The sequence below is a fragment of the Mariniflexile jejuense genome (assembly GCF_042675665.1).
Classification (GTDB): domain Bacteria; phylum Bacteroidota; class Bacteroidia; order Flavobacteriales; family Flavobacteriaceae; genus Mariniflexile; species Mariniflexile jejuense.
Window position 1 is genome coordinate 1694067 of the sequence record NZ_JBHTJI010000001.1, and the last position, 13972, is coordinate 1708038.

The 13972-nt window shown below is 32.3% G+C and carries 12 protein-coding genes; 2 read left to right on the plus strand and 10 right to left on the minus strand.

The genetic code is table 11. The features are described 5' to 3' along the window. Positions 1-26: 26 nt before the first annotated feature. On the plus strand, positions 27-764 hold the full coding sequence (locus ACFQ1R_RS07495; RefSeq protein WP_379925517.1) for an MlaE family ABC transporter permease: 738 nt from the start codon (positions 27-29) through the stop codon (positions 762-764). Then, on the plus strand, positions 764-1531 hold the full coding sequence (locus tag ACFQ1R_RS07500) for an ABC transporter ATP-binding protein (RefSeq protein ID WP_379925518.1): 768 nt from the start codon (positions 764-766) through the stop codon (positions 1529-1531). Before ACFQ1R_RS07495 ends, ACFQ1R_RS07500 begins: the two co-directional genes overlap by 1 nt. 3 nt (positions 1532-1534) lie before the next feature. Here the strand turns inward: ACFQ1R_RS07500 and ACFQ1R_RS07505 are convergent, their stop codons facing one another. The 10 genes from ACFQ1R_RS07505 to cdd form a co-directional block, all read right to left on the minus strand. Beyond that, positions 1535-3025, minus strand: coding sequence for a DUF389 domain-containing protein (locus tag ACFQ1R_RS07505; RefSeq protein WP_379925519.1), 1491 nt, complete (start codon positions 3023-3025; stop codon positions 1535-1537). Between the two features lie 65 nt (positions 3026-3090). Then, positions 3091-4170 carry a mannose-1-phosphate guanylyltransferase gene (locus tag ACFQ1R_RS07510; protein ID WP_379925520.1) on the minus strand — a complete coding sequence of 360 codons (1080 nt, stop codon included), beginning with the start codon at positions 4168-4170 and terminating at the stop codon, positions 3091-3093. Positions 4171-4185: 15 nt separating this feature from the next. Next, entirely contained in the window at positions 4186-4800 is a 615-nt protein-coding gene (locus ACFQ1R_RS07515) for a SprT-like domain-containing protein (RefSeq protein WP_379925521.1), read from the minus strand. 73 nt (positions 4801-4873) lie between these two features. Further along, on the minus strand, positions 4874-5509 hold the full coding sequence (locus ACFQ1R_RS07520) for an HAD family hydrolase (RefSeq protein ID WP_379925522.1): 636 nt from the start codon (positions 5507-5509) through the stop codon (positions 4874-4876). A 3-nt stretch (positions 5510-5512) separates the two neighbouring features. Next, complete coding sequence (locus ACFQ1R_RS07525) at positions 5513-8740, minus strand: T9SS type B sorting domain-containing protein (protein WP_379925524.1); 3228 nt, start codon at positions 8738-8740, stop codon at positions 5513-5515. A gap of 88 nt (positions 8741-8828) precedes the next feature. Continuing rightward, complete coding sequence (locus ACFQ1R_RS07530) at positions 8829-9512, minus strand: SDR family NAD(P)-dependent oxidoreductase (protein ID WP_379925525.1); 684 nt, start codon at positions 9510-9512, stop codon at positions 8829-8831. After that, positions 9505-10494 carry a M28 family peptidase gene (locus ACFQ1R_RS07535; RefSeq protein ID WP_379925526.1) on the minus strand — a complete coding sequence of 330 codons (990 nt, stop codon included), beginning with the start codon at positions 10492-10494 and terminating at the stop codon, positions 9505-9507. The genes ACFQ1R_RS07530 and ACFQ1R_RS07535 overlap by 8 nt, the downstream gene beginning before the upstream one ends. Before the next feature lie 95 nt (positions 10495-10589). After that, positions 10590-12209, minus strand: coding sequence for a pyruvate dehydrogenase complex dihydrolipoamide acetyltransferase (locus ACFQ1R_RS07540; RefSeq protein WP_379925527.1), 1620 nt, complete (start codon positions 12207-12209; stop codon positions 10590-10592). Positions 12210-12212: 3 nt separating this feature from the next. Further along, a complete protein-coding gene (gene pdhA, locus ACFQ1R_RS07545) occupies positions 12213-13211 on the minus strand; it encodes a pyruvate dehydrogenase (acetyl-transferring) E1 component subunit alpha (RefSeq protein WP_379925528.1) in 999 nt (332 codons plus the stop codon). 212 nt (positions 13212-13423) lie between these two features. Beyond that, a complete protein-coding gene (cdd, locus tag ACFQ1R_RS07550; RefSeq protein ID WP_379925529.1) occupies positions 13424-13906 on the minus strand; it encodes a cytidine deaminase in 483 nt (160 codons plus the stop codon). Positions 13907-13972: the final 66 nt, after the last annotated feature.

Sequence of the window (13972 nt, forward strand, 5' to 3'; positions counted from 1 at the left end):
TTACTTTAGCACTATTAAAATTGATTATGACCTATCTACATAATATTGGTGCTTATTTTTTAATGATTGTTGAAATGTTTCGCAAACCAACCAAATGGTCTGTGATGAAAAATTTGATATTGAAAGATATTGATGATTTAGTTATTGGCTCGTTAGGCATCATTGCGTTTATATCGTTTTTTGTTGGCGGTGTTATTACTATCCAAACGGCTTTAAATATTAGCAACCCATTAATTCCAAAATATTTGGTTGGATTTGCTACTAGGCAATCTGTAGTATTAGAATTTGCTCCTACATTTACTTCTATTATTATGGCAGGTAAAGTAGGTTCGTTTATCACGTCAAGCATTGGTACTATGCGTGTTACAGAGCAAATTGACGCTTTGGAAGTTATGGGAATTAACTCTTTAAACTATTTGGTGTTTCCAAAAACAATAGCTTTAATGCTATATCCTTTTGCCATTGCTATTGGTATGTTTTTAGGCATTCTTGGTGGTATGGCGGCATGTGTTTATGGTGGTTTTAGCTCATTAGAAGATTACATTTTGGGTATTCAAACAGATTTTATTCCGTTTCACATTACCTATGCTTTTATTAAAACTTTTGTGTTTGCTTTTGTATTGGCAACCATTCCTGCTTTTCATGGCTTTTACATGAAAGGTGGCGCTCTTGAAGTTGGTAAAGCAAGTACAACAGCGTTTGTTTGGACAAGTGTTGTTATTATCCTTTTAAATTATTTCCTAACCCAAATGCTTTTAAGTTAATGATAGAGGTTAAAGATTTACATAAATCCTTTAGTGGTGTTGAAGTTTTAAAAGGTATTACTACAACTTTTGAAAAAGGTAAAACCAATTTAATTATTGGGCAAAGTGGCTCTGGAAAAACAGTATTTTTAAAATGTTTGTTAGGGCTTTTTAATTACGAAAAAGGTTGCATATCATACGACGGTAAAATTTTTTCTGAGTTAACTGAAGATGAAAAACGCGATTTAAGAGGCGATATAGGTATGGTGTTTCAAGGAAGTGCTTTATTTGATTCGATGACGATTGCCGAAAACGTAATGTTTCCACTTAAAATGTTTACAAAACAAAGTAAAAGTGAAATGCAAGACCGTGTAGATTTTGTTTTGAACCGCGTTAATTTAGCCGATGCTCATAAAAAGAAACCAAGTGAAGCTTCTGGTGGTATGCAAAAACGTGTTGCTATTGCCAGAGCTATTGTAAATAACCCAAAATACTTGTTTTGCGATGAGCCAAACTCTGGCTTAGACCCAAAAACATCTATTGTAATTGATAATTTAATTAAAGAAATTACTGAAGAATACGATATTACCACTGTAATAAACTCGCATGATATGAATTCGGTAATGGAAATTGGCGAAAAAATTGTGTTCTTAAAAAACGGTTTAAAAGCTTGGGAAGGCTCAAAAAACTCGATTTTTAAAACAGATAATGAAGTTGTAACAGATTTTGTTTATTCATCTGAATTAATGAAAAAAGTACGCCAAATGTATATTGAAGAACGCCAATAACTCCTATTCTTGATTCACAACTAAACTATCTAACTTAAAGCGTTGTTTTAACCATCGCCCTAATTTATCTTGTTGTTTTAAAATATCGGCAGCTTTTATAGCCTTTTTATTCCACTTTACTGTAAATACTGAAAGTGTATCAGTTTTCGAAAAATTAGACGTTAATACTGTTGAATAAGACAACCTAGAAACAGCTTCATAATTAATTTGAACTTCTTTTGTTAATTCATCAAACGGAATTTGTTGTTTTTCTAATTTTGATAAGCTTTTCAGTTTATTTTCAAGGAAAACAATTTTATCAGATTGCGATAAAATATCCAAAGAATCTCGATATCTAATTTGTTCCATATGTTTCAAATTATCAATATTCTTATTTCTATTTTGATGCAATATTAAGTTGGTATTTTTTAAAGCATTATAATTTTTTAATCGTTCTTTTAGTAATGCAGTGGTGCTTTCTGGAATTACATCCAAGCCAAATGTGTTTAATTCGATTGAAGACAACACATTTTCATCTTCAGAATACTTAAATGATGAATTTTTAATAATATAATCGGCATGCGGTAAAGCACTTAACTCTCTGTTTATAAAGTTTTTTGCATCTCGTTCAAATCTACTTTCATTTAGTACTTTTACAAAAGTCCAAATAGCAGGTATCATAACTATAATTGCCAAAAACATTGCTATTCTACTTGTACGTCTTCTTTTTGCAGAATTAGCATATTTAAGCATAGGAAAATCTAAAACTTTCAATACTAAAAATGTTGCTAAGGCAATAAAAATGGTATTGATTGTAAATAAATACATAGCTCCCAAAGCATACCTTGTACCTTTAGTAAAATCGTCTTCAAGCGCAACTGAAAGCCCGTAACCAACCGTACATAATGGCGGCATTAAGGCTGTAGCAATAGCAACACCAAAAATTACAGATGCTATTGTTCCTTTTTTAGTACGAGCTATTATTAAAGCTAAACCACCAAAAAAGGCTATAAGTACGTCGCGAATATCTGGTTTTGTTCTAGCTAATAATTCTGAAGATTCTTCACTTAATGGAAAAAACCAAAAAAACAAAAATGCAGTTAACACACTTAACAAAATCATTACTGCAAAATTGACTAAGGATTTTCTTAAGGTATCAATATCATTAATAGAAACCGACAAACCAATACCTAATATTGGACCCATTAATGGAGAAATTAACATGGCACCAATAACAACTGCAGTTGAATTGGCATTAAGCCCAATGGAAGCCACAAAAATTGAACAAATTAATATCCAAGCGGTTGCACCTTTAAAAGGAATATCGCCTTTTATGGCTTGAATGGTAGCATCACGATCTGTATCATGTCTAAAGTCTAATAATTCTGTAAAAAAATGTTTAATAGCAGCTATTAATCCTGCTGGATTAGCTGTTACTGCTTCTTTAGTTTCCTCAACTTTTTTTTCTTTATTCAAATTTTTTTCTTCAGAAAAATTAAACTTATTTCCTTCCATCAGTCTTTAATTTACCGTAAGTACACGAATATAGGTAAATTTGATTTGCTTTTAAAATTTTAAGATTAACCTAAATGGTTCCCGAAATTATCTTTTACTTTTTGAAGTACTTTTTTAATATCCTGTTCTTTTGCTTTTGGATAAATTAGCAAAACCTCTTCCTTATCCACAATAATATAATCTTGCAAACCATCAACCACAACTATTTTATCTTTTTTAGTTCTAATCATGTTGCCCGATGCGTCTTCAGCTAAAGTTCTAGCATGTACAACGGCGTTTCCTGAAGCATCTTTATCTAATTTATCATATAAACTTCCCCATGTACCAAGGTCGTTCCAATCAAATTCTGCAGCAATTACATAAACATTACTAGATTTTTCCATAATAGCATAATCAACTGAAATGTTTTCTGCTTTTGGGTAGTTTTCTTTTATAAAATCGCTTTCTGCATCTGTATTATAAGTAGAAATACCGTTTTCAAAAAGCGAATATAGGGTTGGCTGATTGGTTTTAAACGTTTCAATTACCGTTTTTACGCTCCACATAAAAATACCAGCATTCCATAAAAAGTTACCTTGTGCTATAAATTGCTTTGCAGTTTCATAATCTGGTTTTTCTCTAAATTGATTTACTGACTTTATTGCTTCCGCAGAAGCTTTATTAAATTCAATATAACCATAACCCGTATTTGGAAATGTTGGTTGAATACCAAGCGTCATTAATGCATTGTTTTCCGAACAAAAATCGAAGGCTTGTTGCACATTTTTTGAAAACGTAGTTTCATCTTCAATCCAATGGTCACTTGGTGCTACAATCATAACAGCATCTGGATTTTCCTTTTGAATTTTTAAAGATGCATACAAAATACAAGGTGCTGTATTTCGCATTACAGGTTCTAAAACTACTTGACGTTGGGTTACTTCTGGTAATTGTTCTAAAACCAAATCGTTATAACGCTCATTAGTTAAAATGAAAATATTTTCTTTAGGAATTAACCGCGATAATCTTTGAAAGGTTTTTTGAATAAGCGTATCACCCGTTCCTAGCATATCGTGAAATTGCTTTGGAAATGCTTCTGTACTTACTGGCCAAAACCTTGAGCCTACTCCACCTGCCATTAATATGGCATAATAATTTTTATTCATTTTTTTATTTTTTTATTATGAGATTCCTGCTTTTATAGGAATTATTTCAACCTCAGCATTTGGGTTAAACAAATACATTCGTCCTGTTTTTACTTCAACACACTCAAAACGCTTTGTACGTTGCGCTCCTTTTTTAAATATTTTACCGTTGTATATTTTAAAAGTTTGCCCCAAAGGTACTTCAAAAATAAAGGTTTTATTATTAGGTTCGTCAAATTGCTTTAAAGCTAAGGCTAATAGCGCGTCACTATCGCTGGATGCTTTTGGATTTTTAAAATGCTTTGCTAAAAGCGGCAACAATTCCATTGGAAAAATTTCAGGATTTAAAAACGGTAACATTAAATGTTGAAAGGTTTTTTTCCACTCAACGCCATGAGGTTTTATAAAACGCCCATAGGTTTTATAAGCTTCAAAATGCGCAATTTCATGTATTAAGGTGATTAAAAATCGATATTCGTTCAAGTTTGAATTGATAGTAATTTGATGTTTTCCATTAGGCAAACGCATATAATCGCCATGGCGTGTTTTACGTTCGTTTTTAATTTTTACAGTTAAATTATCATGCTTTAAAAGATTTAAAACTTGAGGCATTGCCTGTTCTGAAATATACGCTTGAAGTAGCTTTTGCATACCTGCAAAAATAGTGGAATTCTTTAGATTATAAAGAATTGATTTTTCTGTTTAAATCTAAATGAATTTTAATTCAAATCATTTTTAAAAAATGATTCATGCTATTGAACGTTTTTGTTGCTTCTTTTTCTAGTTCATTATTATAATCGTGTGCTGTAAAGCCAAACACATCAAAACCACCAGCTTTTGCTGCTTTTACACCTGATATGCTATCTTCTATCACCAAACATTCGCTCGGTTTAAAACCCATAGTTTTTGCTGCCCATAAAAATACTGCTGGATCTGGTTTCCATTTTTGAATGGTGTAACAACTAAAAATTTTGTTTTCAAAATAAGGCAGTAAACCACTTAACTGTAAATTGAGTCTTATTTTATTTTCTGGTCCGCTTGAAGCTACACAAAACGGTACATTCAAATTATCTAATACGTTTTTTATACCTCCAACAGCTTTCATTCCTTTTTTAAAAGCTTCAAAACTTTGAGTTCTATAGTCATCTTGAAACGAATTGGGTAATGGTTGGTTGATAAGTGCTGAAATATTTTCAATACAAGCTGTCATAAAACTGCCTTTAAAATGTTTCATCCCGTAGTGTAAATCTATATTTGCGCCATAGCTATTTGCCATATCTACTAATATTTGAATGCTTATGGGTTCGCTATCTACCAAAACGCCATCGCAATCAAAAATGATGCATTTGTATTTACTCATACACTATAATCTTAACGAAAAATGCCCTTTAAACTCGGTTTCATTATTCAATTTAACTGTAAACCAGTAATCTGTAGACACCATTTTTTCCCCTCGAAAAGTTCCATCCCAACCTATATTATTTATATTGAGTTGTTTTAGAAGTTTACCATACCTATCATAAATAAACACTTCTGCTTCAGGATAGTTCGAAATTCCTTTTATGTGCCATGTATCATTAACACCGTCATTATTAGGTGTAAAATATTTAGGATAATCTATAATTGTTACAACTTCAGTATCGGAACCGCAACCTAATTTATCTCTAACTTCAACAGTATAAATACCTCCTAAAACATTATTAAAAATAGGATTATTTTGAAAATTTATACCATCTATGGAATATTCAAAATCTCCATCGCCTGACGCTTCAATTTTTATAAAATTATCGTCGGACAATTCTTTGTACTCCACATTTGTAATATTTGGAAGTTCGGAACGTATTAACTCAAAATCAAAACTATTTTCACAATAAATACCATTTTTTTGTTTACCTACTGTGAGCGTATAATTTCCTGCGTTTACTAAATTAGCATCATATGTATTTGAAATAATAGTTCCATCTTGATATTCCCATGTATAGCTATCAAGATTGTTTTCTACACTTATTGCTAATGAAGGTTCTAAATTGCATAAAAAATAAGCATCTTCAATAGTAACTGCTGGTAAATAATTCACAACCAAATCAAAACTGGTTTCAGAATAACATAAATTATTTAATTCATTCTCAACTTTTACATATATTGTTTGATACCAAGCTGTTGTGTTTTTAAAAGATGTTGGCAATGGACTTGGTAGTTGATTTCGAGCAGCATCAAAATATGTTATTTTTAAACCATTTTGATTTCCTATAATTTTAGTACCAATATTAGATAAATCAAAATTTGCATAACCACTTCCTTCATCACAAGCATATCTAATTGAAGGTTTCTTAATTTGTGGTTGCGAAGCTGTTTTTAAAACCAAAGGCGTTTCAGCATAACAACTTGTTAGGGTATTTGTAACTCTAACTGTTATGATTTCTTGATTGGATATGGTGTTTGTATATGGATTTGGTAAGGGACTTGGTAATTGATTTCCGTTAGCTTTAAAGTAAGTAACTTCCATTCCTGTTTGGTTTCCTAAAACTTGCGATTCTACATTTGATGTATCAAAATACTCTGAAATACCATCATTATTATCATCACAACCTATTAGTTCTTGTAATGGATTAGCTACTGGCAACGGGTTTACTATTAACTTAAACGTTTTTTCTGTAGAACAATTTGAATCTGTGTTTTTTGCTTTTACAGTAATTAATTCTTCATTAATCACAGCATTTTTAATAGCATTTAAAGGCGATACTATTTGCTGACCATTTTGATGAAAAAATTCAACTTGAATATTAGTTGCTGTTCCAATAATATCGGTTTTTACTTGTTGAAGATTGAATAGTGCAAAACCGTCGGTATCATCATCACATAAATTAATATCTGCAATGTTATTAGTATTAGGTAAAGGGTTTACAATTAAATCGAAACTTGTTTCGGAATAGCAGCATGGGTTATTTTTATGTGATACTCGAACAGTAATTGTTTCTCTATCCTTAATGGTGTTTGTAAATGGGTTAGGTAAAGTGTTGTAAGATTTACCAGAACCATCTATATAAGTTATCGTCTTATCTGTTTGACCGCCCAAAACTTGCGATTCAATATTTGAAACATTAAAACTTGAAGAAATTCCTGAGTTAATATTATCCTCACAAGCATAAACGTTATTTATTCCATACACATTTGGCGGTTCTTTAACATCAATAGTTTCAGTTAAAACTTCTATACTTCCATCTTTACCTGTAACGGTTGCTGTTATGGTATATGTTCCATCTGCTGAAAAATCATGAAATGGCGATAAATCTGTTGATGTATTAGTTATACCTGAAGTGGGGTCGCCAAAATCCCAAACTACTGAGGCTACATTTTCCTTTTTTTCTACACTAAATTCTTTTAAAAACTCTGAGCAAATGTTTGAAATATTCATTTCAAAATTGTTGGTTACGTGGTTTACGTTTCCAGTTACGTTTATATAATAGCTAGTATTTCTTGACTCGTAAACCCCATATGGCGTACATCCTGTAGTATTTGATTTACTCCAAGAAACATCATTATCAATCTCTGTTCCTGCTATAAATGCAGCAGAATAACCTGTACTCCACAAATGATAAACCTCAACAAGTATATTTTCTACATCTTTAGGTACAACTATTGGATTTTCAAATTCTAAATTGAAGATTTTAGGATTATATCTATCACTTGAATAAGGAAGTCTTAAGACTTGACTACTACCAATTAAATCAGCAGCAGAAAACGAAGCAGGAAAATTTGAATCAATCTTGTAAATATTAAATTGAATTCTAACATCCCAAGCACCTACCGCAGAAAAAGCGACTTGTCCTTTATTAATAATAAACTCTTCATTGTTAGAGATTCCAAAATCATCTAAAACAAACCTTCTAGAAAAATTAATCGATCCTCCTGAACAACCCCGTTCATTTACCCAAATAGGTTGATCACACACATTATGAGTTAAAGTAGTGGTTGCGCCTAAACTCTTGTTGTTAAACTTTTCCCCAGTAACATTTATAAAAAAATTGGCATTAGGAATAGGTGTGCTAAGTTTATCTGTAGTAATAAAATCATAATACTCACGGCAGCCTGAAAACCAAGAAACATCATTATCTTCTTCAGTTCCTGCAATAATAATATCAGTATAGTTGGGGTTATAAGTATCATCAGGTTGACTAGCAACAACTAAAATTCTTTCAACCTCAGCAGGAACAACTACTGGAATATTAAATTCTATTTGAATAATTTGTGGAACACCATTAATATAAGGGATTTCTATAGCTCCACCATGGCCAAGCGGCTTAGGTTTTGAATTTGGGAAATTAGAATCTATACTGTAAACACTAACGCTTAAACTGGCACCTTCATAAGATTTGCTAATAGCAACCTGACCAGATTTTATAATAAATTGTTCTGTAGTTGATATTCCAAATTCGGAAAGCGTGAATACTCTCGCCCAATATTCATCATATTGGCACCTAGGCATACCCGTATCAATAGGCGTATTCCCGACATTATGACTTAAAGTTATTTGCGTATATCCCGTAACAGCAAAACACAACCAAAAAACAAGCGAAAGAATATTCTTCATTTAACAAATATATAAAACATGATTATATATAGTTATGTTTTTAGTTTTAAAACAAAAATAAACGTTAAGTATTAAAAAATAATACTTTTTAAGGCGTAGAATTAGAAACCTGCAACAACTTCCCGTTGTAATATTTATTTCCGTTTAGCGAAAAATCAAAAATATACTGCGCCATTTCTAAAGCCGAAGTTGATGCTACATAACCAGGAAAGGCTTCTTCTAGCATTTCGGTTTGTACAGCACCTAACGCCAATACATTAAATGAAATACCTGTGTTTTTATATTCTTCTGCCAATAATTCGGTAAGTGTTATAACAGCACCTTTACTTGAGCTGTAGGCTGCCAATCCTGGGAATTTCATACTACCCTGCACACCACCCATAGAACTAATAGTTACCACATGGCTGCTCTTTTTCATAAAAGGCAAAACAATTCGGGTTAATTCTGCAACTCCAAATACGTTTGTTTTATAAACGGATTCAAATTCTTTCATAGAAAGTTCTGAGAATGGTTTATTTACAAGTGTTCCTGCATTGTTAATTAATACATCTACTTGTTGCCAATTGGTTTTTATAAAATGTTCAACTTTTTTATAAGCTTCAGCATCATTTAAATCCAAAGAGAATGCCGTAACATTTCTTAATTTCAAATCTTGCACTGGTTTTTCATTCCGCGAAAGCGCTAAGATATTATAACCTTGTTTTGAAAACAATTGTACTAACTCAAAACCAATACCTCTACTTGTACCTGTAATAATTATATTCTTACTCATTGCTCATTTTAATTTCTTTGGTTGGGGTATTGCACATACTTTCAATAGCTGGAATTACTTTATTTATTAAACTTGCCATGTGGTTGTAGTCTAATTTATCTGCTTCATCATCTACATGATGGTAGTAATCGTAATTGGATAAATCGCAACTAGAGATGGTTTGACAAGGCAATTTAAACTCTTGGTAAAATGCGTAATTATCAGAATGCTTAAACAAGTCGTATTTTTTTGATACTTCAGAAAAACCAGTAAGGTTTGAGTTGGTGTATTCATTTATTTTAGCAGACATATTTGACAAATCGTAACCCGTAACAAACGCATCGTAAGGTCTATCTGTAAAAGGCACACCAATCATTTCAAAATTCAACATGGTGTATAAGTTTATATTTTGCTCTTTCAGCTTTTTAGCCAAATGTTCAGAGCCTTTTAATCCTTTTTCTTCCGCAGAAAATAAAGCTATAATAATGCTTCTTTTGTTGTTTTTGGAAGCTGCAAAATAGTTGGCAATTTCTAAAACACCACTTGTTCCAGCTGCATTATCGTTTGCGCCGTTTGCAATTACATCATCATTTACTTTTTTTGCTGAACCAATGTGGTCGTAATGTGCTCCAATTATAACAACTTCATTTTTAAGGATTTCATCATTTCCTTCTATAAAACCCACAATATTATATGCATCTACACCTTTTAAATTAAAACTATCTCTATATGTTTTAAAATAAGATTTAATATTATTTTGTTTGAAGCTATTTTCAATATAAATGGCTGCTTTTTCAATACCTTCTGAACCTGTATCTCGGCCTTGCAGTTCATCTGAAGCTAAGAAGCTAACGATACTTTTTAGCTTTTCACTTGTAACTACATCACTTTTTGATGCCTTTGGAATAACATTTTCACTTGGATTTTGATTGTTTATTATAACCGTTGATGATTTACAACCGAATGATAGTATTAATAATAAAAGAAAACCTATTTTTTTCATTTGAAATTTATTTGAGTTTAAAGATAAAAAAAACCTGCTTCAAACTAATGAAACAGGTTTTAATATTAATAGATTCCTGCATACGCAGGAATTGATTATACTAACATAGTCACAGGGTTTTCAATATAGCCTTTCAATGTTTGAAGGAATTGAGCACCTGTTGAGCCATCAACCGTTCGGTGGTCGCATGCTAAAGACAATTTCATAGTGTTTCCAACTACTATTTGTCCGTTTTTAACTACTGGCTTTTCAACAATATTACCAACAGAAAGAATTGCAGAATTTGGTTGGTTGATAATAGAGGTAAATGTATCAATACCAAACATACCTAAGTTAGAAACAGTAAATGTACTACCTTCCATTTCTGCAGGTGTTAACTTTTTGTTTTTAGCTTTACCGGCAAGATCTCTAACGGCAGCACCTATTTGAGGTAAACTTTGCTCGCTTGCAAACTTTACTACTGGCACAACCAATCCGTCTGGAACCGCAACCGCAACACCAATATGAACGTGGTTATTTAAACGCATTTTATCTGCAAACCATTGTGAATTTACTTGTGGATGTTGTTTTAATGCTAAAGCACAAGCTTTAACCACTATATCGTTATAAGATATTTTAGTATCTGGAATGCTATTGAATTGCGTACGGAATGAAATTGCATTTTCCATATCAAATTCAACACTTAAATAATAATGAGGTGCTGTAAATTTAGAATTTGTTAATGCTTTTGCAATAGCTTTACGCATTTGCGAGTTTGGTACATCTTCAAAATCTTCTTGACCAGCAGGTACAAATTTGCCAACTGATGCAGCACCTGATGCAGCAGGAACAAAATTTTCTACATCTGTTTTTACAATACGTCCGTTTTCACCCGAACCTTGTACTTGATTTAGGTTAATACCTTTTTCTTCGGCAATCTTTTTTGCTAATGGCGAAATAAATAAACGACCGTTTGACGTTGAAGTAACAACTGGTTTAGCTACTTTAGCTTCTGCTTTAGGTGCTTCAACTTTAGGTTCTACTTTTGGAGCTTCTTGTTTTGGAGCTTCTTCTTTTTTTGCAGGTACAGATGAAGAAAAATTAGCAGCAACTCCAGAAACATCAGTTCCTGCAGGTCCTATAATAGCTAATAAAGCATCTACTTTAGCAGATTCTCCTTCTTGTAACCCTATGTATAATAATGTACCTGATTGGAATGATTCAAATTCCATGGTAGCTTTATCAGTTTCAATTTCAGCTAAAATATCACCTTCAGATACTTTATCACCTACTTTTTTAAGCCATGTTGCTACAGTACCTTCTTCCATAGTATCACTTAAACGAGGCATAGCTACCACTATAACACCTTCTGGCAATTCAGCATTTGCTGGTGCTTCATTTTTAGTTTCAACTGGAGTGTTTGCAGCTTCTTTAGTAACTTCTTTAACTTCAGGTTTTGGTGCACTTTCACCATTTAATAACCCAGAAATATCTTCACCTGGTTCTCCAATGATGGCTAAAAGTTCGTCTACTTTCGTAGTTTGACCTTCTTGAATACCAATATAAAGCAATGTACCTTCATGAAACGATTCAAACTCCATAGTTGCTTTATCGGTTTCAATTTCTGCTAAAATATCACCTTCACTAATTTTGTCACCAACTTTTTTTAACCAAGCAGCAACAGTTCCTTCTTCCATTGTATCGCTTAAACGCGGCATATTTATAATTTCTGCCATAACTTATATTTTGTGTTGAATAAATGGATAATCTTGTTGTTCGTAAACCATGTCGTAAAGTTGCTGTTTGTCTGGAAAAGGCGACTCTTCAGCAAATTTTTCACATTCATTAACTAAATCTTTAACACGTTTATCTATTACTTTAAGATCATCTTCAGAAGCATATTTCTTTTCAAGAATAATATCTTTCACTTGTGTTATAGGATCAATTTTCTTGTATTCTTCTACTTCGTCTTTTGTTCTATAATGTTGAGCATCACTCATTGAATGCCCTCTATATCTGTATGTTTTTAACTCTAAAAATGTTGGTCCATCACCACGACGTGCGCGTTGAATAGCCTCATCAAAAGCTTCTGCTACTTTTATTGGGTTCATTCCATCTACTGGTCCGCAAGGCATTTCATAACCTTTTCCTAGTTTCCAAATTTCGGTGTGATTTGCAGTACGCTCTACAGAAGTTCCCATAGCATAACCATTGTTTTCACAAACAAATACAACTGGAAGTTTCCATAGCATTGCTAAATTGAATGTTTCGTGAAGCGAACCTTGTCTAGCTGCGCCATCTCCAAAACAGCAAATGGTTACACCATCAACACCATTATATTTATCACCAAAAGCCATACCTGCACCTAAAGGAATTTGACCTCCAACAATACCATGACCACCATAAAAACGGAATTCTTTAGAAAAAATGTGCATTGAACCACCCATACCTTTGGAAGTACCAGTTGCTTTTCCATATAATTCTGCCATAACACGTCTAGGATCTTCTCCCATACCTATTGGTTGCACGTGATTTCTATAAGCAGTAATCATTTTATCTTTAGTCAAGTCCATAGCATGCAAAGCACCTGCTAAAACAGCTTCTTGACCGTTGTATAAATGAAGAAATCCTCTTACTTTTTGTTGAATGTAAACGGCAGCAAGTTTGTCTTCAAACTTTCTCCAGAATAACATGTCTTCGTACCATTTGAGGTAAACCTCTTTTGTGATTTTTTGCATTGACTCCTAATAAAATTTTAATTTCGCTAATTACAAAAGTAATACATTACGAGGTATTGCAAAAATGCAATTTGCTTAAAGTATAAAAAATATGAAAAAAAACAACGGTTTATATACAATGTTGTTTTTTTATCAATTTTTTATGTTGAAAATTGCTGTTTTGAAAATTTCAAACGTTTAAGCAAACGCAAAATCGCTAAAATCAATAAAAATTACAACGCCGATTTATCGAAAACAAAGGGTAAAAGATTAGCTAATGAAGCAGATTTGGCGATTTGTCCTGCTTCACCCATAAAATAAATTTCTATAGGTGTTTCTTGCTTCACTTCATATTCTGAAATGGCTTGTCTACAAGCGCCACATGGCGGAATTGGACTTAATGTTGGTTTACTTTTTGAAGTGGCTGAAATTGCCATTTTCACAACTTTAGCATTTGGATATTGCGAACCTGCATAATAAATAGCTGTACGTTCTGCACATAAACCTGATGGATATGACGCGTTTTCTTGGTTATTTCCTGTAACAACTTCACCATTATCTAAAAGTAATGCTGCTCCAACATTAAAATTTGAATATGGCGCATAGGCTTTACCTCTAACTTCTATAGCTTTTTGCATTAAAAAAACAACATCATTTGGAAGTTCGTTTAAATTTTCAAAAATGTGTAATGTTGATGTTATTTGTACTTCCTTCATAAATTTCTTTTCAATAAAGTTAAAAAACTATTTTAAACAAAAAAACTATTGCTGTTGGCAATAGTT

Bases quoted from the DNA above. Each gene is read 5' to 3' on its own strand.
- ACFQ1R_RS07535 (WP_379925526.1), bottom strand. From the start codon at position 10,494: ATGAAAAAAATAGGTTTTCTTTTATTATTAATACTATCATTCGGTTGT.
- ACFQ1R_RS07525 (WP_379925524.1), bottom strand. From the start codon at position 8,740: ATGAAGAATATTCTTTCGCTTGTTTTTTGGTTGTGTTTTGCTGTTACG.
- ACFQ1R_RS07530 (WP_379925525.1), bottom strand. From the start codon at position 9,512: ATGAGTAAGAATATAATTATTACAGGTACAAGTAGAGGTATTGGTTTT.
- ACFQ1R_RS07510 (WP_379925520.1), bottom strand. From the start codon at position 4,170: ATGAATAAAAATTATTATGCCATATTAATGGCAGGTGGAGTAGGCTCA.
- ACFQ1R_RS07505 (WP_379925519.1), bottom strand. From the start codon at position 3,025: ATGGAAGGAAATAAGTTTAATTTTTCTGAAGAAAAAAATTTGAATAAA.
- ACFQ1R_RS07500 (WP_379925518.1), top strand. From the start codon at position 764: ATGATAGAGGTTAAAGATTTACATAAATCCTTTAGTGGTGTTGAAGTT.
- ACFQ1R_RS07495 (WP_379925517.1), top strand. From the start codon at position 27: ATGACCTATCTACATAATATTGGTGCTTATTTTTTAATGATTGTTGAA.
- ACFQ1R_RS07515 (WP_379925521.1), bottom strand. From the start codon at position 4,800: ATGCAAAAGCTACTTCAAGCGTATATTTCAGAACAGGCAATGCCTCAA.
- cdd (WP_379925529.1), bottom strand. From the start codon at position 13,906: ATGAAGGAAGTACAAATAACATCAACATTACACATTTTTGAAAATTTA.
- ACFQ1R_RS07520 (WP_379925522.1), bottom strand. From the start codon at position 5,509: ATGAGTAAATACAAATGCATCATTTTTGATTGCGATGGCGTTTTGGTA.
- ACFQ1R_RS07540 (WP_379925527.1), bottom strand. From the start codon at position 12,209: ATGGCAGAAATTATAAATATGCCGCGTTTAAGCGATACAATGGAAGAA.
- pdhA (WP_379925528.1), bottom strand. From the start codon at position 13,211: ATGCAAAAAATCACAAAAGAGGTTTACCTCAAATGGTACGAAGACATG.